This window comes from Enterobacter cloacae complex sp. GF14B (assembly GCF_004136805.1).
GTDB classification, from domain to species: Bacteria; Pseudomonadota; Gammaproteobacteria; order Enterobacterales; family Enterobacteriaceae; genus Enterobacter; species Enterobacter hormaechei_C.
In genome coordinates this window covers 61,660-82,069 of sequence record NZ_QFRV01000013.1, presented here as the reverse complement: position 1 = coordinate 82,069, position 20,410 = coordinate 61,660, and the positions used below count along the sequence as shown (strand labels likewise).

Sequence of the window (20,410 nt, the reverse complement as noted above, 5' to 3'; positions counted from 1 at the left end):
AAACCGAGCCGGACGCACGGGTACGTGCCGCCGCCGCTGAGAGCCTGGACCGTATTCAGCACCGGCTGATGTGGGGCGAACTGCTGGGGCAGGCCTTCATGGGCCTGTCGTTGGGATCGGTACTCTTGCTGGCCGCGCTCGGGCTGGCTATCACCTATGGTCTGCTGGGGGTGATTAACATGGCCCACGGCGAAATGCTGATGCTCGGGGCGTATGCCACCTGGATGGTGCAGCAGGTTATGGCGCAGTGGATGCCTCAGTGGCTGGCGCTCTATCCGGTGGTGGCGCTGCCGGTGGCGTTTTGCCTGACGGCAGGTATCGGGATGGTGCTGGAGCGCACGGTGATCCGCCATCTGTATGGCCGCCCGCTGGAAACCCTGCTCGCCACCTGGGGGATCAGCCTGATGCTTATCCAGCTGGTGCGCATGACCTTTGGCGCCCAGAACCTTGAGGTCGCTAACCCGGCCTGGCTGTCCGGCGGGGTGCAGGTTTTCGCCAACCTGACGCTGCCGTGGAACCGTATTGTGGTGCTCGGGTTTGTGCTGATGGTGCTGTTCTTCACCTGGCTGATTCTGAACAAAACGCGTCTGGGTCTGAACGTGCGGGCGGTGACGCAAAACCGCAGCATGGCGGCCTGCTGCGGCGTTCCCACCGGACGGGTAGATATGCTGGCGTTTGGCCTCGGGTCCGGCATTGCCGGGTTGGGCGGCGTGGCGTTATCCCAGTTGGGGAACGTGGGACCGGAGCTGGGCCAGGGTTACATCATCGATTCATTCCTGGTGGTGGTGCTCGGCGGCGTCGGCCAGCTGGCCGGTAGCGTCGCGGCGGCCTTTGGTCTGGGGATCTTCAATAAAATTCTTGAACCGCAGATGGGCGCCGTGCTGGGCAAGATACTGATTCTGGTGGCGATCATTCTGTTTATCCAGAAACGTCCGCAGGGGTTATTCGCACTTAAAGGGAGGGTGACAGACTGATGAGCCAGCCATTGACCTTAACACTGGCGCGCAGGGCACCGCGCATCACGCAAATCTTCGGCAGTCTGCTGGTTGCGGCGCTGCTGGTGCTGCCTTTTCTCGCGCTGTTACCCGCAACGCATCCGCTGGCCGTTTCTACGTGGATGTTGACGCTCATCGGCAAGATCCTCTGCTACGCAGTTGTCGCCGTGGCCCTCGATCTGGTCTGGGGCTATGCCGGTATGCTCTCGCTGGGGCACGGCATATTCTTCGCCCTGGGCGGCTATGCGATGGGCATGTACCTGATGCGCCAGGCGGCCGGGGACGGGCTGCCCGCGTTTATGTCGTTTCTCTCGTGGAGCGAACTGCCCTGGTTCTGGTGGGGAACGCAGCATTTTGCCTGGGCTCTGGTGTTAATTGTGACGATTCCCGGCCTGCTGGCGCTGGTCTTCGGCTGGTTTGCTTTCCGCTCGAAGATCAAAGGGGTCTATTTCTCCATCATGACCCAGGCGCTGACCTATGCGGGCATGCTGCTGTTCTTTCGCAACGAAACCGGCTTTGGCGGCAATAACGGCTTTACCGGCTTTACCACGCTGCTCGGGTTTTCCGTCACGGCGACTACCACGCGGATCGCGCTGTTTCTCGCAACGGTCATGCTGCTGCTGCTGGCCCTGGGCACAGGCTACGCGCTGGCGAAGAGTAAATTTGGCCGCATTTTAACGGCGGTGCGCGATGCGGAAAACCGTCTGACGTTCTGCGGCTACGATCCGCGCGGTTTCAAGCTGCTGGTCTGGACGCTTTCCGCCGTGCTGTGTGGCCTGGCGGGGGCGCTGTACGTTCCGCAGGTGGGTATTATCAACCCGGGTGAAATGTCGCCGACCAACTCGATTGAAGCGGCCATCTGGGTGGCGCTGGGCGGTCGCGGCACGCTGGTGGGCCCGGTGATGGGCGCGGCGCTGGTCAACGGTGCGAAGAGCTTTTTCACCGTGGCGATGCCGGAGTACTGGCAGCTGTTTCTGGGGCTGATTTTCATCGCCGTGACGCTGTTTTTACCACGCGGCGTGTTCGGTCTGTTTCGTAAGGGAGAGAATTAATGCAGCCCTCTGAAGGACTCTTTACTCGCCAGCTACCGGGCGATCGTTACCGTGAGCAGACCGATCCGGTGTTGCAGCTCGAGGCCATTAACGTCAGTTTCGACGGTTTTCAGGCGTTGACCGATCTTTCGCTGAATATCGGCGTCGGAGAATTGCGCTGCATCATTGGCCCTAACGGCGCCGGTAAAACCACGCTGATGGACGTGATCACCGGCAAAACCCGGCCAAAAAGCGGGAAAGCTATTTACGATCAGTCCATCGATCTGACAGCCCTGGAACCGGCGGCCATCGCCCGTCAGGGCATTGGCCGTAAGTTCCAGAAGCCGACCGTGTTTGAAGCGCTGACCGTAGGGGAAAACCTCGAAATCGCCATGAAAGCCGACAGGTCCGTCTGGGCGAGCCTGCGGGCCACGCTCAGCGGCGAGCAGCGCGACCGCATTGACGAGATGCTGGTTTTGCTGCGGCTTGGCAGTGAGCGCGATCGCCGTGCCGGACTGCTTTCCCACGGACAGAAGCAGTTTCTGGAGATCGGCATGCTGCTGGTGCAGGACCCGCACCTGTTGCTGCTGGACGAACCCGCCGCCGGTATGACCGACGCAGAGACGGAATACACAGCCGAGCTGTTCCGAACCCTGGCAGGCAAGCATTCGCTGATGGTGGTTGAGCACGATATGGGCTTCGTCGAGACCATCGCCGACCACGTCACGGTGCTGCATCAGGGGCGGGTACTGGCGGAAGGTTCGCTTCGCGAGGTACAGGCCAATGAACAGGTAATTGACGTCTATCTGGGACGTTAAGGAGAGGGGATGTTACAGGTTTGCGAACTGAATCAGTACTACGGCGGAAGTCATATTCTGCGCGGGGTGAGCTTTGAGGCGGTCGTCGGGGAAGTTACCTGCCTGCTGGGGCGCAACGGGGTGGGCAAAACCACGCTGCTGAGGTGCCTGATGGGGCTGATCCCGGTGAAAGCCGGGGAGGTCGTCTGGCAGGGAAAGACCATCACTCACAGTAAACCGCACCAGCGAGTGCAGTCCGGCGTGGCGTATGTTCCGCAGGGGCGGGAGATTTTTCCGCGTCTGACCGTAGAAGAAAACCTGCTGATGGGGCTGTCGCGCTTCTCCGCGGGAAACGCCAGGAGCGTACCGGAGGAGATTTGGCAGCTTTTCCCGGTGCTGAAGGAGATGAAGCACCGACGCGGAGGCGATCTTTCCGGTGGTCAGCAGCAGCAGCTGGCGATTGGTCGCGCGCTGGCGAGCCGTCCACGGTTACTGATTCTGGATGAACCCACGGAAGGGATTCAGCCGTCGGTGATCAAAGAGATTGGGCAGGTGATCCGCAGCCTGGCGAACCGGGGGGATATGGCGATCCTGCTGGTGGAGCAGTTTTATGATTTTGCGGCAGAGCTGGCCGACAGCTATCTGGTGATGTCGCGCGGCAGCATCGTCCAGCAGGGGCGCGGGGAGAATATGGAGCGGGAGGGCGTTCGCGGGCTGGTTGCGATCTGAAATGTTATAATATAACATCCCTATTCTTATAAAACGGAATGAGGATTTTGCTGTGGCTGCACAACCTGGAAAAATTGCGCTGACTTTGGGAACGCTGCTGGTAAGCGGCTCGCTTTTTGCCCATTCGCACGGTCATCAGATGACGGAGGCGGAACAGAAGGCGGCAAACGGCGTCTTTGAGGATAAAGACGTCAGGGACAGGAAGCTGTCTGACTGGGACGGAACATGGCAGTCTGTTTACCCGTTCCTGCTTGATGGTTCGCTGGATCCGGTTTTCGAAAAGAAAGCGCAGAAGGGAGAAAAATCTGCTGCCGAGGTGAAGGCCTACTACCGCAAGGGTTACGCGACGGACGTGGACGCCATCGGCATTGAAAACAACGTGATGGAATTCCACCGAGGCAAAACGGTGAGCAGCTGCCGCTACGACTACAGCGGCTACAAAATTCTGACCTATGCGTCGGGGAAAAAAGGTGTGCGCTACCTGTTTGAGTGCAAGGATAACGCGAGCGAGGCGCCTAAGTTTGTGCAGTTCAGCGACCATATCATCGGGCCGAAAGCCTCTTCACACTTCCATATCTTTATGGGCAACACCTCCCACGAGGCGCTGCTGAAAGAGATGGATAACTGGCCGACCTACTACCCGAATGAGATGTACAAAGAGCAGGTGGTGGAGGAGATGTTGCACCACTAAGGTGTTGGTTTTGCCGGGGGACGGCTTCGCCTTACCCGGCCTGGGATTAGGGTTTTCCAGGTCGGGTAAGCGCAGCGCTACTCGACACGCTATCTTCACTTTTCACGCGCATCCCGCGCAATATCATCAGCCAGGCCGCAATGATGGCGGCCATCATAATGATAAATAATGACCAGTGCGGCAGATGGGTCAGGATGAGCCCGGTGATCATTGGGTTCGCCGCCGCGCCCAGCCAGCCCAGCGCTTGTGCGGAGAAGTAGCTCGCCTTCATGCCCGGCGGGGCGATATTGTCGATCAGCATGTATTCACCCGGTGCATAAATAACCTCACCCAGGGTGAAAATCGCTGCCGCGATCCCCCAGTAAATGAGGTTCTCGCCGGAAAGCATAAACCCCCCCAGCCCGAGGATGAAAAAAAGCGTCGCGGCGGTCATTAGCGGACGGATATTGCTGGCGGTGATCTTCCGTCCAAGCGCATATTGCAGGGTGACGACCACCGCCGCGTTGACGGGCAGCACAACGGCCACCACCTTTTCTGCGAAATCACTGTCCGCATGTGCAGCGAGGACATACTGGGAAATGCAGGTGGCGAACGATCCACCCACATACGACGCCAGCAGCCCGGAAAGCGTGTACCAGAACAGCGCCCGGTCTTTCAGCAGCACCGAGGGTTGCCATGGCATTTTCTCCTCAGGGCTGTCCGAGGCTATGCTTTTCTGCACAAAGAAATGGATAAACCCGAGCGGCAGTGCGGCGCAGAAGGCCGCCAGCCAGAACGGCAGTTGCAGGCTGTACATTACAAGCAGGGTGCCGATCGGCGGCCCGATCGTCCAGCCGATGTTCAGGAAACTGTAGTTGAGTGAGAAAACGCGCGCCTTTTCGCTGGAGGTCAGCACGTCGGCAAACCATGCTTTCAGCACCGTTGAGAAGACGGAATAGGCGCAGTTAATCAGGGCAAAGAACAGCACTACCAGCGTCACGTTATTCACCAGCGGAATGGCCACAAACCCGGCGATAAAGGCGACGATGGCGATCAGCATATAGCGTTTTTTGTCGAATTTATCCGCCAGGATGCCAAACCCCAGGCTAAACACCACGCCAATGGTCAACGCCACGGTAAGGGCATAGCCAATATTCTCCACGCTCATATCGTACACGCGTGTGAGATATATGGTCATAAAGGGCAGCGTTGCCCCGCGGCCAATTGTTAATAACAATGACGATGCCAGCAGCGCTGCGGTTGAGCGCCTGATTGATGGTTTCATTTTCCTGCCCGACAAATGCTTATGCTTTTTTTGTTGTGTTATTACAGGATTATCATGGGATCGGCAGCTTGTATAGCACCCAATTTATCCGCAAGTGCTTCTCTTCAGTACCAGAATTAATGATCTTCTCGCGGGGCTATTTTTTCTGTTACCTTGAAGTGTTTACAAAATTTTAATATTTCAGGGGCGGAAAATGACGCGGAAAGACGGGCTGTTAGCGTTGCTGGTTGTCGTGGTGTGGGGACTCAATTTTGTGGTCATCAAAATGGGGTTGCACAACATGCCTCCACTGATGCTGGCGGGTCTGCGCTTCCTGCTGGTGGCGTTTCCGGCGCTGCTGTTCCTCGCCCGCCCGAAAATTCCCCTCAAGCTGCTGCTGGGCTACGGCCTCACCATCAGCTTTGGTCAGTTTGCGTTTCTTTTTTGCGCTATTAAATTCGGTATGCCTGCGGGCCTGGCTTCGCTGGTGCTTCAGGTGCAGGCGTTCTTTACCATCATTCTCGGCGCGTTTGTCTTTGGCGAACGCTTGCAGGGCAAGCAGCTGGCGGGCATTAGCCTTGCGGTCTTTGGCGTGCTGGTGCTGATTGAAGGCAGCCTCAACGGTCAGCATGTCGCGCTGCTGGGCTTTATGCTCACCCTGGCGGCGGGGCTGAGCTGGGCGTGCGGCAATATCTTTAACAAGCTGATAATGCAGCACGAGGCGCGTCCGGCGGTCTTATCGCTGGTGGTCTGGAGCGCGTTGATCCCCATCGTACCGTTTATGGCCGCGTCATTTATTCTGGAGGGGCCGCAGGCGATGCTGAAAAGCCTGGTGGAGATCGACCTGACGACTATTTTGTCGCTGATCTACCTGGCGTTCGTTGCCTCAATCATTGGCTATGGTATCTGGGGATCGCTGCTCGGACGCTATGAAACCTGGCGCGTGGCGCCGTTATCGCTGCTGGTACCGGTGGTCGGGCTTGCCAGCGCCGCACTGTTGCTGGATGAAACGCTCAGCGTGCTGCAACTGTGTGGCGCAGGGCTGATTATGGCCGGGCTGTATATCAACGTCTTTGGCTTGCGGGTGCGTCGGGCGACGCGGGTGCAGAGTTAAGGCAGAAAAAAGCCCCGCATTAGCGGGGCAAAAACGAATTACAGGTCGTGGTTGTAATACGGCACGCCTAATTCGTCGGATTTGTCGCTGCCAGCGCCCATGTGATTGAAGTCCCAGGGCGACTGGTTTTGCGTGGACGGCATAATCATGGTGTCACGATTATTTTGCTGCCCCGCACTGGGGGTTTGCTCCGCGAAGCTCTGGCCGGAAACCAGCACCAGCAAGGTGAGGGCGGCGGAGGCGATAAATTTCATGATTTCCTCGGTTACGTCTTAACAGGCGATGATTAACTGCAATGTTTTAGCGGATACAGATAACGGGATTCACCCGGCATACTGGTAATACGGTACTTATGAGGCGGCACGTCAAAGTAGTTCTTGAACGTACGCGTCAGGGTTTGTTGCGATTCAAATCCGTAACGTTCCGCCAGATAGAGGATCGGCTCATTGCTTTCTTTCAGTTTTTGGGCAATCTCCGTCAGCTTGCGGCTGCGAATATATTGTCCTAATGAATGGCCGGTCTCTTTTTTAAACATCCGTTGCAGGTGCCATTTTGAGTAACCTGAACGCTCAGACACTTTCTCAAGGGAGAGCGGAGATTCCAGGTTATCTTCGATCCAGTCCAAAATGCTATGAATGGTGATAGCGTCAGTATTGCGTCTGGACATCGTCATACCTCTTTTTCTGTTTACGGCAGGATTTTCTTGAGTAAAAGCTCAAGCGTTGCCACTTCATCCGCCGTTAAGTTTTTTGTCAGTTCCTGGTGCAGTGTTTGTCCTACTAATTGATGACATTGCTCACACATGGCCGCGCCATCGCTGGTCAGTTTCACCAGTACGCCACGTTTGTCATTTGGGTTAGGGCTTCGTTCTACCCATCCTTTACAGACGAGACGATCCAGCATGCGGGTTAACGCACCCAGATCGACAGAGAGCACCTTTTTCAGCTCAACCGGCGTGATACACACTTCGCAGCGAATGGAACACAGCACTTTAAACTGTGTTGCGGTGATATCCAGCGGTGACAGATAGTCATTGAGCAGGCGATCTTTTTTCTGATTAACCATATGAATAAGACGACCCAGTGGGATTATGTCGTTAAAGAGGTCACTGGTGCTTTTCACAATGGTTGCCCTGGCAAGTAGTTTAGTCACGGCAGATATTATTGCTCAGGCAAGTATAAGTCAACTGAATGAATCGGCCGATGCCACGAAATGCTAAAACGCTTCAGGAACTCATTCTGTACGCTTTTAGATCATACAGATAATCTGGGGTTATGAATTACGAGAGACAATTATGGTTACGCTGCGCGGATGGCTACGGACGAGGATTTGCCCCTATAATTGCGATGTTGAATAAGGATAAGGACTGCGGTGCATTATGTTGGATTTGATTAAAGCAGTGGGACTTGGGCTGGTGGTGTTGCTGCCGCTAGCGAACCCGTTAACGACGGTGGCGCTTTTTCTGGGGCTGGCGGGGAACATGAACAGCACGGAGCGCAATCAGCAGTCGATGATGGCCTCTGTGTATGTCTTTGCCATAATGATGGTGGCTTATTACGCCGGGCAACTGGTGATGAATACCTTTGGTATTTCGATTCCCGGTCTGCGTATCGCTGGCGGGCTGATCGTGGCCTTTATTGGTTTCCGGATGCTGTTCCCGGCGCACAAAGCGCACGAATCCCCGGAAGCCAAAAGCAAATCGGAGGAGCTTGAAAGCGAACCGAGCGCCAACATCGCGTTTGTGCCGTTAGCCATGCCGAGCACGGCAGGGCCGGGAACGATTGCGATGATCATCAGTTCCGCCTCAACGGTGCGTGATGGGTCGACATTTCCGCACTGGGTTATCACCGTTGCGCCGCCGATCATTTTTGCGCTTATTGCCATTATTGTCTGGGGGTCATTGCGCAGTTCCGGGGCGATTATGCGCTGGGTGGGCAAGGGGGGGATTGAGGCTATCTCCCGTCTGATGGGTTTCCTGCTGGTCTGTATGGGCGTGCAGTTTATTATTAACGGCGTGCTGGAGATTGTTAAGACGTATCATTGAAAACGTTGCCGGGTAAGCGCAGAGCCACCCGGCACAACAAACGTCAACCGTGGCTGGACTGCTCTTCCATCGCGACCGGCCATTTACGGAAGATAAGCACCGACCAGATCAGCGCGATCAGCGCCGGAATCGCCCCGAGATAGCCAATGGCCGACATCGATACATGCAGGCTGATCTGATTTCCCACCAGCGCACCGGCGCCAATCCCCAGATTAAAAATCCCGGAGAAGAGCGACATCGCTACGTCCGTGGCGTCCGGGGCCAGCGCCAGCACTTTGACCTGCATTCCCAGACCAATAATCATGATCGCCACGCCCCAGAACAGACTGAGGATCGCCAGATGACTCTCGCTGCCTGCCGCAGGCATCAGTAACAGCAGACATGCCAGCAGCAGGCCAATCGCACTGCTTACAAGCGCAGACGCATGCTGATTGCCCAGCTTCCCGAACAGGATGCTGCCGATAATCCCCGCGCCGCCCAGGATCAGCAGCAGAACGGTGGCAAAGTTAGCGCTAAAGCCCGCCACAACCTGAACAAACGGCTCAATATAGCTGTAGGCCGTGTAATGGGCGGTCACCACAATCACGGTCAGCAAATAGATGCTCATCAGCGCCGGTCGACGCATCAGCAGCGGAAGACTTTTCAGCGAGCCGGAGTGTTCGCTGGGCAGTTTTGGCAGCAGTTTGATCAGACACACCAGGGTGATCAGCGCCCCCATGCCGATGGCAAAGAAGGTGGTGCGCCAGCCGAAGTATTGACCCACAATGCGCCCGATCGGCAGGCCTAACACCATCGCCAGCGCCGTTCCGGTGGCAATCAGGCTCAGCGCCTGGGCGCGTTTCCCCGCCGGGGCCAGACGAATGGCGAGCGATGCGGTGATCGACCAGAAAACGGCATGGGCAAACGCGATGCCGACGCGGCTGATGACCAGCACGGTGAAGTTCCATGCCATAAATGACAGCACATGGCTGGCAATGAACACCACAAACAGCCCAATCAGCAGCTTACGACGTTCCATCTGGCTGGTCAGCAGCATAAACGGCAGCGACATCAGCGCTACCACCCATGCATAGATGGTCAGCATAATGCCAACCTGTGCCGTTTCCATATGGAAGCTGGCCGCAATGTCGGACAGCAGCCCAACCGGAACAAATTCCGTGGTGTTGAAAATAAACGCTGCGATGGCGAGCGTGACCACGCGTAGCCACGCGACCCTGCGGGAAACCGTGTGTGTTGTCATAGGGATATCTGGGATTCGTTGCCTGAAAGATGAGGAGACGATCTTAAAGCCTTAAACGGCGAAAACTCAACCGTTATGTGATATGAATCACAAAATTTACCTTCATGCAGCGGTAGCGAACGCGGTTGTTTTCATTGAAGATAAAGAACAACACAACAAAAACAGGCGGTAACACAATGCAGGAGATTGATTTTTATCTGGTAGATGCGTTCAGCGCGTCCTCCTTTGGCGGCAACCCGGCGGCGGTGTGCCCCCTCGACGCGTGGCTACCGGATGAGACGTTACTGCGGATGGCACAACAGCATAACCAGTCGGAAACCGCGTTTTTTGTGTGTACAAAAGGGGGGATCGAGTTGCGCTGGTTCACCACGCTAACCGAGGTTAATCTGTGTGGTCACGCGACGCTTGCCGCGGCGTATATTCTGTTTAACGAACTGGATTATCCGGACTCACGCCTTCATTTTGACACTGCCTCTGGTCGCCTGACCGTCAGCCGTGAAGGTGACTGGATGACGCTGGACTTCCCGGCCTGCCCGACGCAGGCGCAGACGCCGCCACCGGAGTTGCTCACCGCACTCGGTATCAGCCACTACGTCGAGGCGCGAAAAGGCCGCGCCTGGGTGCTGGTACTGGAGAGCCGCGAGCAGGTGGAAGCCATTAATCCGGATTTCTCCGCCATGACGCCGGGGGAGCATAAAGTGGCCGTCACCGCCCGGGACGAAGGAGAATACGACTTTATCAGTCGTTTCTTCTCGCCGGGCGTGGCCGTGCCGGAAGATCCTGTCACCGGCTCCGCGCACACCATGCTGATCCCTTACTGGAGTGAACAGCTTGGCAAAACACAGATGTTTGCCCGCCAGGTTTCCGCCCGTGGAGGAGACGTACGCTGCGAACTCAAGGGCGACCGCGTGCGGATGGGCGGGCAGGCGGCGCTGTATCTGAAGGGCACAGTATTTCTGCGCTGAATAAATCTAAGAGGAACCAACGATGCAGGAAATTGATTTTTATCTGGTAGATGCCTTCAGCGACAGGGCGTTCGGCGGCAATGCGGCGGCGGTGTGTCCGCTGGAAGCGTGGCTACCGGATGAGACGCTGCTGAAGATGGCGAAACAGCATAATCAGTCAGAGACGGCGTTCTTTGTCCGAACGGATAACGGGTTTGAACTGCGCTGGTTTACCACGCAGGATGAAATTAACCTCTGTGGCCACGCAACCCTCGCGGCTTCTCACGTTATTTTTGAATACCTGGATTATCCGCATACGGAAATCACCTTCACCACGCGCTTTGTCGGCGAACTGACGGTACAACGCAGCGGCGACTGGCTGACGCTTAATTTCCCGGCGTGGTCAACCGAGGTTGTCGATACTCCACCCCCAGTGCTGTTCAGCGCGCTGGGCATTAACGCGGCAAACGAGGTCCGTGTGGGGCGTGACTACATGGTGGTGCTCGACAGCCAGCGGCAGGTGGAGGCGCTGACGCCGGATATCACTGCCATGCTCCCGCTGGGGAAAATGGTCTGCGTTACAGCGCCGGGAGATGAGTATGATTTCGTCAGCCGCTTCTTCTGCCCGGGGGAAGGGGTGCCCGAAGATCCGGTGACGGGATCAGCGCACAGCATGCTGATCCCGTACTGGAGTGAAAAGCTCGGAAAAACGCAGATGTCGGCCCGCCAGGTCTCCTTGCGCGGCGGGGATCTGCGCTGCGAGCTGAAAGGCGACCGCGTGCTGATTGGAGGGCAGGCCACGCTGTATATGAAGGGAAAAATTTTCCTTCGACTCCAGGACTACGTTCAACTTTAACAACTGGGCGCAGGTGGCTGACGCTCGTTCAGCAGCGCGATAAATGCCTCCAGCTGGCGGGTCATCGCCCCGCGTCGCCACACCAGCCAGGTGGTGAGCCAGCGCCAGTTTTCCGCCAGCGGCCACGCCGCCACCTGATGATGCCCCGGCATGCTCTCCAGCATGGAGCGGGGCATCAGCGCAATGCCTGCCCCGGCAATCACACAGGCGAGCATCCCGTGGTAGGACTCCATCTCATGGATCCTTCCCGGCGTTACGCGGTCGGCATGGAACCAGCTCTCCAGATGACGCCGGTAAGAACAGTTGGCGCGAAAGGCATACACGTCGCTGCCGCTCACCTGCGTGGCTTTTGACACTTCCGCGTGGCCCGCAGGGGTGACCAGCATCATCTCTTCCCGGTAAACCGGCATCCCTTCCAGTTCCGGGTGCGAGAGCGGCCCGTCGACAAAGGCGGCGCTAAGCGTCCCTTCAAGCACGCCGTCAATCATCGTACCGGAAGGCCCGGTGGATAACGCAAACTGAATGCGCGGATAGCGCTGGTTAAACCGCGCCAGACTTTCCGGAATGCGTACGGCGGCGGTACTTTCCAGCGCGCCGAGCGAGAATAATCCCTGCGGTTCATCCCCGGCGACGACCATTCGCGCTTCGTCGACCAGCGCCAGGATCTGTTTGCTGTAGCGCAAAAAATTGTGCCCGGCGGGGGAAAGCCGCAGGCGCTGATTCTCGCGAATAAATAGTTCCACGCCGAGATCCGCTTCTAGCTGTCGGATGCGGGTGGTGAGGTTTGACGGCACCCGGTGTACCTTCTGCGCCGCCTGGGTAATGCTGCCGGTCAGTGCGACGGCGTTAAACATCTCAAGCTGTGTTAAGTCCATGTCGTTCTCGATTCGTGAATAAGGTGGTGAGTATTATTCATTTTTAAGAAATAGCAGAGTAGGCCACAATCAATCAACTGTTATTACGTGGAGAACATCATGACGTATTCATCTGCTACCCATGCCCACTCTGTCAACCCGGCTACCGGCGAAACGCTGGCTGCTTACCCGTGGGCAACGTCCCGTGACGTTGAGCGTGCCATTGCACAGGCGGATACTGGTTTTCGTCAATGGCGACGCGAAAGCGTGGCGCACCGGGCGCAAAAACTTCGCGATCTGGGTGCGGCACTGCGTAGCCGTGCGGAAGAGATGGCGCAGACTATCTCCCGGGAGATGGGCAAGCCCATTGTGCAGGCGCGTGCGGAGGTGGCTAAGTCCGCCAGCCTTTGCGACTGGTACGCTGAACACGGCCCGTCGATGCAGCACCCGGAATCAACCCAGGTCGAAAATGCGGTGATTGAGTACCGTCCGCTGGGACCTATTCTTGCGGTGATGCCGTGGAATTTCCCGCTCTGGCAGGTGCTGCGCGGTGCGGTGCCGATCCTGCTGGCAGGGAACAGCTATCTGCTTAAACATGCGCCAAATGTGCTCGGCTCGGCGGAGCTGATCGGGAAGGTATTCGCGGATGCCGGTTTCCCGGAGGGGGTCTTTGGCTGGGTGAACGCGACGAATGACGGCGTCAGCCAGGCGATTAACGATCGGCGTATCGCGGCGGTGACCGTAACCGGCAGCGTTCGGGCTGGTGCGGCAATTGGCGCGCAGGCGGGCGCGGCGCTGAAGAAATGCGTGCTGGAGCTGGGCGGTTCCGATCCGTTTATCGTTCTGAACGATGCGGATCTTGATCTGGCCGTCAACGCGGCGGTGGCCGGACGTTATCAGAATACCGGACAGGTTTGCGCGGCGGCAAAACGCTTTATTGTGGAAGCGGGCGTAGCGGACGCCTTTACCCAACGCTTTGTTGACGCGGTCAAGGCGCTGAAGATGGGCGCACCGGATGAGGAAGATAACTATATTGGCCCGATGGCGCGATTTGATCTTCGCGATGAACTACATCAGCAGGTGCAGGCTACGCTGGCGGAAGGGGCGACCCTGCTGCTCGGCGGAGAGAAGCTTGCCGGGAGCGGTAGCTATTATGCGCCAACCGTACTCGGCGGCGTCACCCCACAGATGACGGCCTTCCGTCAGGAGCTGTTTGGCCCGGTGGCCGCGATTACCGTCGCCAATGATGCGGCGCACGCGTTGCAGCTGGCTAACGACAGCGATTTTGGCTTATCGGCGACGGTCTTTACCGCGAACGATGCGCTGGCTGAAACCTTCTCTCGCGAGCTGGAGTGCGGCGGAGTCTTTATCAACGGCTATAGCGCAAGCGATGCGCGCGTTGCCTTTGGCGGAGTGAAGAAGAGCGGCTTCGGGCGAGAGCTGTCTCATTTCGGTCTGCATGAGTTCTGTAATGTGCAGACGGTGTGGAAGGACCGCATCTAATATTGTTGCCGGGTAAGGCCAGGCCGCTACCCGGCAATTCACGTTTCCTGTCATTTTTGCGTAATGGTTCTGTCATTTTCGTTTCGTAGACTCGCTCGCGCCTAACGTATTGTTACAGAAGAAAATTATGAACCTAACGCAAATTTTTCGCCGTCTTGCGCCGCGCTTTATTCCTCGTCAGTTTGGCCTGCTGACCGGCATCTTTTGTATTATTGGCCTTTTCTCCGCCCTGCAACTCTCTTCCTCCTTCCTGCTGACCGCCTCCCTGAATCAAGCCCAGCGTAACGAACAGCGCAATCAGCTGGCCTGGCAGCAGCAGAGCAGGCTGGATCAGGCCCGTATTTCTCTGCTGGCCGCAAGCGATCTGCTCAACCGCTCCGGAGTGTACTTTATGCAGGATAAAGAGACCGGTTCGGAAGGGAGCTGGCATAGCCTGATGGACGAGGCGCAAAAATCCCTGGCGGCGTCTAAACAGGCATGGCAAGCATGGCTCGCGCTTAATCCTCCGCAGGACGAGGGGCTTGTTAACAGCTATCAGCTGTTCTTCGGTGCCATTAGCGAGCAGGCGGAAGGGCTAGTGAAAACCAACAGCATCGACCTCTTTTTTGCCGTACCCGCCCAGGCCTTTCAGACCGATTTTAATGACAACTTTGCACGCTATCAGCAACGGAGTGAGAAGCAGGCGATACAGGGGCGTCAGTCGCTCATGGAACAACTCTCAGGCCTGCAACGGCTGTTCCTGTTTGCGCCGCTGGTGCTGCTGGCCATTGCCATAGCCGTCTGGTTTGGAATGGCGAAGTGGGTGATATCCCCGCTACGCCGTCTGATTATCCATATTAACCAGCTTGCGGCAGGGGATTTATCAGGCACGCCGCCTGACGTTGTGCGCTTTAACCGTGAAATCAGCCAGCTCTGCGGCAGTATTACCGCCATGCAGCTTGGGCTACAGCAGCTGGTGACTCAGGTCAGCGAGGCCACTACCGCCATGGTTGAAAATATTGGGTCACTTGCGCAGGGGAATCAGAAGCTTTATCAGCAGTCTACGCGACAAGCCAAAGAGCTGGAGGAGGTGACCGCGCATATCGCCGATCTCGAAACCCACGTTGAGGGGAACACAGGTTATGCAAAACTCGCCCGCTCGCGCGCGGATGAAGCCCGACAGGCTGCCGTAGGCGGGGAGCAAATGATGACGGCGGTGAATGGCTCGATGCAGACGATCGTCGACCGATCCTCAGAGATGCGCGGGATCGTCGCGATGATCGACAGCGTGGCGTTTCAGACCAACATTCTCGCCCTCAATGCTGCCATTGAAGCCGCCCATGCAGGAGAGCAGGGACGCGGATTTGCGGTGGTCGCCCGGGAAGTGGGGTTGCTGGCCAGAAAAAGCAGTCACTCTACGCAAACCATCCAGGCGCTGATTAACCACTCGCTTCAGGGCATTGAGGAAGGATCTCAGGTGGTAAACCGTCTGGAAGAGAATTTGCAACAGGTCACCGGGCTGGTGGCGAATCTGAGCAGCCTGCTGAATGATATTTCCTTGGCCACCCTGAATCAGGGGGATAGCATTCATCAGATGACGCGCCAACTTCAGGCGTTGAATCAGGTATCGCGTCAGACTGATGTGCTGGTTAGCGAAGCGTCAAATGCCTCTGAGCGCCTGCATCAACAGTCCGATCTTTTGTTGCAGGCCGTCTCGCGTTTTCGTCTCCCTGCCTGACGTGACGTATAAGCCTCTGTTATACTCGCAGCCCGTTTTAGCCTGAGGGCAAGGAGCAAAGTGTGGCTGCGGTCATCCATAATGAGATGCTGGACGAGATTCTGGCGCAGGTTCGTCCGTTACTGGGGCAGGGTAAGGTTGCCGATTACATTCCCGCGCTGGCCTCGATCAGCGGTAATAAGCTCGGCATCGCCATTTGTACTGTCGACGGGCAGCGTTTTCAGGCGGGAGACGCGCTGGAGCGATTTTCCATTCAGTCGATCTCAAAAGTGCTTAGCCTCGTTGCCGCCATGCGCCAGTATGACGAGCAGGAGATCTGGCAGCGGGTGGGCAAAGATCCGTCCGGTCAGCCGTTTAACTCCCTTCTTCAGCTGGAAATCGAACAGGGTAAGCCGCGTAACCCATTTATTAACGCCGGGGCGCTGGTGGTGTGCGATATGCTGCAAAGCCGGCTGAGCGCGCCGCGCCAGCGGATGCTACAGATTGTGCGGCAGCTTTCCGGCGTGCAGGACATCGCCTACGATCCGGTGGTAGCGCGCTCTGAGTTTGAACACTCTGCACGTAACGCCGCCATCGCCTGGCTGATGAAGTCCTTCGGCAACTTTCATAATGACGTTGCCACGGTGCTGCAAAACTATTTTCATTACTGCGCGCTGAAGATGAACTGCGTTGAACTGGCGCAGACTTTTCTGTTTCTGGCGCATCAGGGCCATGCCCCTCATCTGGGCGAGGACGTTGTCTCCCCGATGCAGGCCCGGCAGATCAACGCCTTAATGGCAACCAGCGGAATGTATCAGAATGCCGGTGAGTTTGCCTGGCGCGTGGGGCTGCCGGCTAAATCCGGCGTTGGCGGTGGGGTCGTGGCGATTGTCCCCCACGAGATGGCGATTGCCGTCTGGAGCCCGGAACTGGACGAGACCGGAAATTCACTGGCGGGCGTGGCGGCGCTGGAACAGCTGACCAAACGTCTTGGACGGTCCGTATACTGATGTCAACGTTAGATCCTCTGTTCGCGCGCCTGGCTCGCTCCACGTTTCGTTCACGATTTCATTTAGGGACGAAAGAGCGGCAATACTGCTGGGATAAGGGCGCAGAGACTATCGATAAGCATGCCGCCGATTTTGTCGCCGCGCGGCTGGCGCCTGCACACCCGGTGAATGACGGTAAGCAGACGCCGATGCGCGGCCATCCGGTTTTTATCGCCCAGCATGCCACGGCAACCTGCTGTCGGGGCTGTCTGGCTAAGTGGCACGCTATTCCGCAGGGCGTGCCGCTGAGTGCGCAGCAACAACAGTATATCGTCAACGTAATCCATCATTGGCTGGTCATAGAGGTAAATCGTGCCTCCTGAACTGACAATGTCTCTGTTTAAGCTACGCTTTTACTAATGCTCAGCGTCAGGAGACGTTATGAAGGCACCTCAAATTCCCGTTAATGAAGCGGAGCGCATGAATGCGCTGCGCGAATCCGGTCTGCTTGAGATCGACAATTATCCCGCGTTTGATCGTCTTACGCGGCTGGCAACACGCTTTTTCAGGGTGCCGCTGGCGATGATTACGCTGGTGGATGACCACGCCGCGATCGTGAAATCTGCTGACGGCCGGGCACTCGCCAGCCAGCCTCGCGACCTCTCGTTTTGCGGTCATACGATCCTGGGTGACGCGCCGCTGGTGGTGAGTGACACGCTCCTGGACGAACGCTTCGCGGATAATCCGCAGGTGGCGGGAGATCCGGGCGTGCGCTTTTATGCCGGTTTCCCGCTGCGTTTACGCGACGGGGCGTGCGTAGGATCGTTGTGTCTCATTGATTACGCGCCGCGGGAGTTTACCGCTGCGGATGCCGCCGTACTGGCCGATCTCAGCGCGCTGGCGGAGGATGAATTTGCAGCCGTTAGCGCCGCCACGACCGATGAACTCACGGGATTGTTTAACCGTCGCGGGTTTAACCAGTTTGCGCAGTTTGCACTGTCGGTTTCGCAGCGTCGGGCAGAACCGTTAACCCTTGGCTGGCTGGATCTGGACCATTTCAAAACCATTAACGATCGCTTCGGACATCAGGAGGGTGACAAAGCTCTGAAAGCGATGGCCGCCCTGATGCGTTCCTCGTTCCGCGAGGCCGATCTGCTGGTACGTTTCGGGGGAGATGAGTTCGCGGTGCTGTTTGCGGATACCGATGAGCCTGGCGCCTGGATCGCCATGCAGTATCTCGTCGAACAAACGGAAAAGTATAACGCGCGTCAGCTGCATCCCTGGTCGTTACAGTTCTCCTGGGGGCTGAGCGAGTTCGATCATCACCGCAACGATATTCAGGCATGGTTAAAACACGCGGATGCGCAAATGTACGCCATGAAGCGGCAACACCACGGCGAAAAATGACATAACGAAATCCTATGTCATCGCTTATTGCGTTACAAAAATGTTAATAGCAAAGTGGAGAGATTCAACCTAAGGACGCGCAATGAACTCTCCCATGCTGATTAAACCTCTCTCCCGACAGGACATCCTCACCCACATTGATGCCCTGAACGATATTCTCGTCAACTGTGTCAACGGCGGCGCCTCCGTCAGCTTTATGCTGCCTTTTTCTGCCGCGAAAGCCCAAACCTTCTGGCTCGGCGTCGCAGACAGCGTCGGGCGCGACGAGCGTACCGTCCTGGGCTGTTTTGATGCGGAGCAGGGGCTGGTTGGCACGGTCCAGCTGATTACCGATCAGCCTGAAAACCAGCCGCACCGTGCTGATGTCGCGAAACTGCTGGTTCATGAGAAAGCGCGCCGTAAAGGGGCGGCAATGGCGCTGATGGAATCCCTGGAGGCGGTTGCGCGTGAAAAAGCGCTTACGGTGCTGGTGCTTGATACCTCAACCGGCAGCGGCGCGGAGACGTTTTATCAGAGAGCGGGCTGGCAAAAGGCGGGGGAGATCCCACGCTACGCCCTGATGCCGAACGGGGACATGACGGCGACCTCGATGTTCTATAAATTTCTTTGATATTTTTCACCATCGCGTCCTGAGTTGATCCAGACAGGGGTTCTGGTCCTGAAGTTTTGATAAGTTATCACACCAATCTTATCAGGCTGTATGACTAATCATAAAGGACCTCCATTGTGAACACTCTCAACCGTCGTGATTTTCCCGGTGCGTGCTACCCTGAACGTATCATCCAGTTTGGCGAAGGTAACTTCCTGCGCGCGTTCGTTGACTGGCAAATCGACCTCTTAAACGAGCATACCGATCTCAATGCCGGTGTGGTGATTGTGCGGCCGATCCAGAGCGATTTTCCGCCGTCGCTGAGCACCCAGGATGGTCTGTATACCACAATTATTCGTGGTCTGAATGAGCAGGGAGAAGCGGTAAGCGATGCGCGTCTTATTCGTTCCGTAAATCGTGAAATCAGCGTCTACAGCCAGTACGATGAATTTCTGGCGCTCGCCCATAACCCGGACATGCGGTTTGTCTTCTCCAATACCACGGAGGCGGGCATCAGCTATCATGCGGGGGATAAGTTTGACGATGCGCCTGCTGCCAGCTATCCGGCCAAACTGACGCGTCTGCTGTTCGAACGCTTTACCTACTTTAACGGGGCTGCGGATAAAGGCTGGATCATTATTCCTTGTGAGCTTATCGACTACAACGGCGATGCCCTGCGTGAACTGGTGCTACGTTATGCACAGGAGTGGGCACTGCCGGCGGCATTCATTGCGTGGCTGAATGATGCTAACACTTTCTGTTCGACGCTGGTTGACCGCATTGTTACCGGCTATCCGCGTGATGAGGTGGCAGAGCTGGAAGCCGGGCTGGGCTATCACGACAGCTTCCTCGACACGGCGGAACATTTCTATCTATTTGTTATTCAGGGGCCAAAATCACTTGCAGCAGAACTGCGCCTGGATAAATACTCGCTTAACGTCCTGATTGTTGACGATATTAAACCGTATAAAGAGCGTAAGGTGGCGATCCTCAACGGCGCGCACACGGCGCTGGTTCCGGTCGCTTTTCAGGCCGGCCTGGATACGGTAGGGGAAGCCATGAACGACGCGGAAATTTGCGCGTTCGTCGAGAAGGCTATTTATGAGGAAATTATTCCCGTCCTGGATCTGCCGCGCGACGAGCTGCACTCCTTCGCCAGTGCCGTAACGGGGCGTTTCCGTAATCCGTACATTAAGCATCAGTTGCTGTCGATTGCACTGAACGGGATGACCAAGTACCGCACCCGTATTCTGCCGCAACTGCTGGCAGGGCAGAAGGCGACCGGCAAATTGCCAGCACGTCTGACCTTTGCTCTGGCGGCGCTGATTGCATTTTACCGTGCCGAGCGCAACGGTGAGCGCTATCCGGTGCAGGACGATGCGCACTGGCTTGAACGTTACCAGCAGCTGTGGACGCAACATCACGACAAACAGGTCACTACCCGTGAACTGGTATCGTCGGTGTTAAGCGTGAGCGAACACTGGGAACAGGATCTCACTCTGGTTAACGGACTGGTAGACCAGGTTGCGCTGGATCTGGATGCGATTTTAAGCAAAGGCATGCGCGATGCGGTGAAACCGCTCTGCTAATCATAATGCCCGGCGTTTGCCGGGTTTTTTAAAGACCCCATTTAGTTACAACATACTATACTTTCTTTTTTTAGAAAGCACTTGCGGCACCGTGCGGTT

At 56.8% G+C, this 20,410-nt stretch carries 22 protein-coding genes; 16 read left to right on the top strand and 6 right to left on the bottom strand.

Going from position 1 to position 20,410, the window contains the following annotated elements:
• The 5 genes from urtB to zinT form a co-directional block, all read left to right on the top strand.
• Positions 1 to 974 (top strand): urea ABC transporter permease subunit UrtB (gene urtB, locus DD606_RS07175; RefSeq protein WP_129258434.1); only part of this gene is annotated, 974 nt, incomplete at its 5' end.
• Positions 974 to 2,047, top strand: coding sequence for an urea ABC transporter permease subunit UrtC (gene urtC, locus DD606_RS07170; RefSeq protein WP_129258432.1), 1,074 nt, complete (start codon positions 974 to 976; stop codon positions 2,045 to 2,047). The genes urtB and urtC, both read left to right, overlap by 1 nt.
• Complete coding sequence (gene urtD, locus DD606_RS07165; RefSeq protein ID WP_015570541.1) at positions 2,047 to 2,844, top strand: urea ABC transporter ATP-binding protein UrtD; 798 nt, start codon at positions 2,047 to 2,049, stop codon at positions 2,842 to 2,844. Before urtC ends, urtD begins: the two co-directional genes overlap by 1 nt.
• 9 nt (positions 2,845 to 2,853) lie before the next feature.
• Positions 2,854 to 3,552: an urea ABC transporter ATP-binding subunit UrtE gene (gene urtE / locus DD606_RS07160; RefSeq protein ID WP_058652194.1), complete on the top strand. Its 699-nt coding sequence runs from the start codon at positions 2,854 to 2,856 to the stop codon at positions 3,550 to 3,552.
• A 52-nt stretch (positions 3,553 to 3,604) separates the two neighbouring features.
• Complete coding sequence (gene zinT / locus DD606_RS07155) at positions 3,605 to 4,243, top strand: metal-binding protein ZinT (protein WP_003857190.1); 639 nt, start codon at positions 3,605 to 3,607, stop codon at positions 4,241 to 4,243.
• 46 nt (positions 4,244 to 4,289) lie between these two features.
• Here the strand turns inward: zinT and ydeE are convergent, their stop codons facing one another.
• A complete protein-coding gene (ydeE, locus tag DD606_RS07150; protein WP_003857189.1) occupies positions 4,290 to 5,507 on the bottom strand; it encodes an efflux MFS transporter YdeE in 1,218 nt (405 codons plus the stop codon).
• Between the two features lie 193 nt (positions 5,508 to 5,700).
• On the opposite strand from ydeE, the gene eamA reads away from it, so the two are divergent.
• Positions 5,701 to 6,600: an O-acetylserine/cysteine exporter gene (gene eamA / locus DD606_RS07145; protein ID WP_063944716.1), complete on the top strand. Its 900-nt coding sequence runs from the start codon at positions 5,701 to 5,703 to the stop codon at positions 6,598 to 6,600.
• 38 nt (positions 6,601 to 6,638) lie between these two features.
• Here the strand turns inward: eamA and marB are convergent, their stop codons facing one another.
• Genes marB through marR form a run of 3 tightly spaced genes read right to left on the bottom strand, consistent with a single transcriptional unit; the run spans position 6,639 to position 7,722 of the window.
• Positions 6,639 to 6,854, bottom strand: coding sequence for a multiple antibiotic resistance protein MarB (marB, locus tag DD606_RS07140; protein ID WP_003857184.1), 216 nt, complete (start codon positions 6,852 to 6,854; stop codon positions 6,639 to 6,641).
• A 32-nt stretch (positions 6,855 to 6,886) separates the two neighbouring features.
• On the bottom strand, positions 6,887 to 7,267 hold the full coding sequence (marA, locus tag DD606_RS07135; RefSeq protein WP_001303241.1) for an MDR efflux pump AcrAB transcriptional activator MarA: 381 nt from the start codon (positions 7,265 to 7,267) through the stop codon (positions 6,887 to 6,889).
• A gap of 20 nt (positions 7,268 to 7,287) precedes the next feature.
• Positions 7,288 to 7,722 (bottom strand): multiple antibiotic resistance transcriptional regulator MarR, encoded by a 435-nt coding sequence (gene marR, locus DD606_RS07130; protein ID WP_003857182.1) that lies wholly within the window; start codon positions 7,720 to 7,722, stop codon positions 7,288 to 7,290.
• A gap of 256 nt (positions 7,723 to 7,978) precedes the next feature.
• On the opposite strand from marR, the gene DD606_RS07125 reads away from it, so the two are divergent.
• Entirely contained in the window at positions 7,979 to 8,644 is a 666-nt protein-coding gene (locus tag DD606_RS07125; RefSeq protein WP_023324645.1) for a MarC family NAAT transporter, read from the top strand.
• Positions 8,645 to 8,687: 43 nt separating this feature from the next.
• On the opposite strand, the gene DD606_RS07120 is transcribed toward DD606_RS07125, so the two are convergent.
• On the bottom strand, positions 8,688 to 9,884 hold the full coding sequence (locus tag DD606_RS07120; protein WP_017693434.1) for a sugar transporter: 1,197 nt from the start codon (positions 9,882 to 9,884) through the stop codon (positions 8,688 to 8,690).
• 176 nt (positions 9,885 to 10,060) lie between these two features.
• Here DD606_RS07120 and DD606_RS07115 point away from each other — a divergent pair, with 176 nt between their 5' ends.
• Together DD606_RS07115 and DD606_RS07110 are read left to right on the top strand one after the other, a co-directional pair.
• Entirely contained in the window at positions 10,061 to 10,849 is a 789-nt protein-coding gene (locus tag DD606_RS07115) for a PhzF family phenazine biosynthesis protein (RefSeq protein WP_032658391.1), read from the top strand.
• Between the two features lie 22 nt (positions 10,850 to 10,871).
• Entirely contained in the window at positions 10,872 to 11,684 is an 813-nt protein-coding gene (locus DD606_RS07110) for a PhzF family phenazine biosynthesis protein (protein WP_032609197.1), read from the top strand.
• On the opposite strand, the gene DD606_RS07105 is transcribed toward DD606_RS07110, so the two are convergent.
• Positions 11,681 to 12,559 carry a LysR family transcriptional regulator gene (locus DD606_RS07105; protein WP_017382364.1) on the bottom strand — a complete coding sequence of 293 codons (879 nt, stop codon included), beginning with the start codon at positions 12,557 to 12,559 and terminating at the stop codon, positions 11,681 to 11,683. The two genes, DD606_RS07110 and DD606_RS07105, sit on opposite strands and share 4 nt — an antisense overlap.
• A gap of 99 nt (positions 12,560 to 12,658) precedes the next feature.
• On the opposite strand from DD606_RS07105, the gene sad reads away from it, so the two are divergent.
• The 7 genes from sad (at position 12,659) to DD606_RS07070 (ending at position 20,311) form a co-directional block, all read left to right on the top strand.
• The gene (gene sad / locus DD606_RS07100; protein WP_129258430.1) at positions 12,659 to 14,041 is read left to right on the top strand and encodes a succinate-semialdehyde dehydrogenase; all 1,383 of its coding nucleotides are present in this window, start codon (positions 12,659 to 12,661) and stop codon (positions 14,039 to 14,041) included.
• Between the two features lie 127 nt (positions 14,042 to 14,168).
• Positions 14,169 to 15,758 (top strand): methyl-accepting chemotaxis protein, encoded by a 1,590-nt coding sequence (locus DD606_RS07095; protein WP_048208644.1) that lies wholly within the window; start codon positions 14,169 to 14,171, stop codon positions 15,756 to 15,758.
• Positions 15,759 to 15,820: 62 nt separating this feature from the next.
• Positions 15,821 to 16,747 (top strand): glutaminase B, encoded by a 927-nt coding sequence (glsB, locus tag DD606_RS07090; RefSeq protein WP_003857165.1) that lies wholly within the window; start codon positions 15,821 to 15,823, stop codon positions 16,745 to 16,747.
• Entirely contained in the window at positions 16,747 to 17,109 is a 363-nt protein-coding gene (locus tag DD606_RS07085) for a DUF4186 domain-containing protein (RefSeq protein ID WP_003857163.1), read from the top strand. Before glsB ends, DD606_RS07085 begins: the two co-directional genes overlap by 1 nt.
• Positions 17,110 to 17,167: 58 nt before the next feature.
• A complete protein-coding gene (locus DD606_RS07080) occupies positions 17,168 to 18,133 on the top strand; it encodes a sensor domain-containing diguanylate cyclase (RefSeq protein WP_032609205.1) in 966 nt (321 codons plus the stop codon).
• 82 nt (positions 18,134 to 18,215) lie between these two features.
• On the top strand, positions 18,216 to 18,743 hold the full coding sequence (locus DD606_RS07075; protein ID WP_023324650.1) for a GNAT family N-acetyltransferase: 528 nt from the start codon (positions 18,216 to 18,218) through the stop codon (positions 18,741 to 18,743).
• Positions 18,744 to 18,859: 116 nt separating this feature from the next.
• Complete coding sequence (locus DD606_RS07070; protein ID WP_129258428.1) at positions 18,860 to 20,311, top strand: tagaturonate reductase; 1,452 nt, start codon at positions 18,860 to 18,862, stop codon at positions 20,309 to 20,311.
• Positions 20,312 to 20,410: the final 99 nt, after the last annotated feature.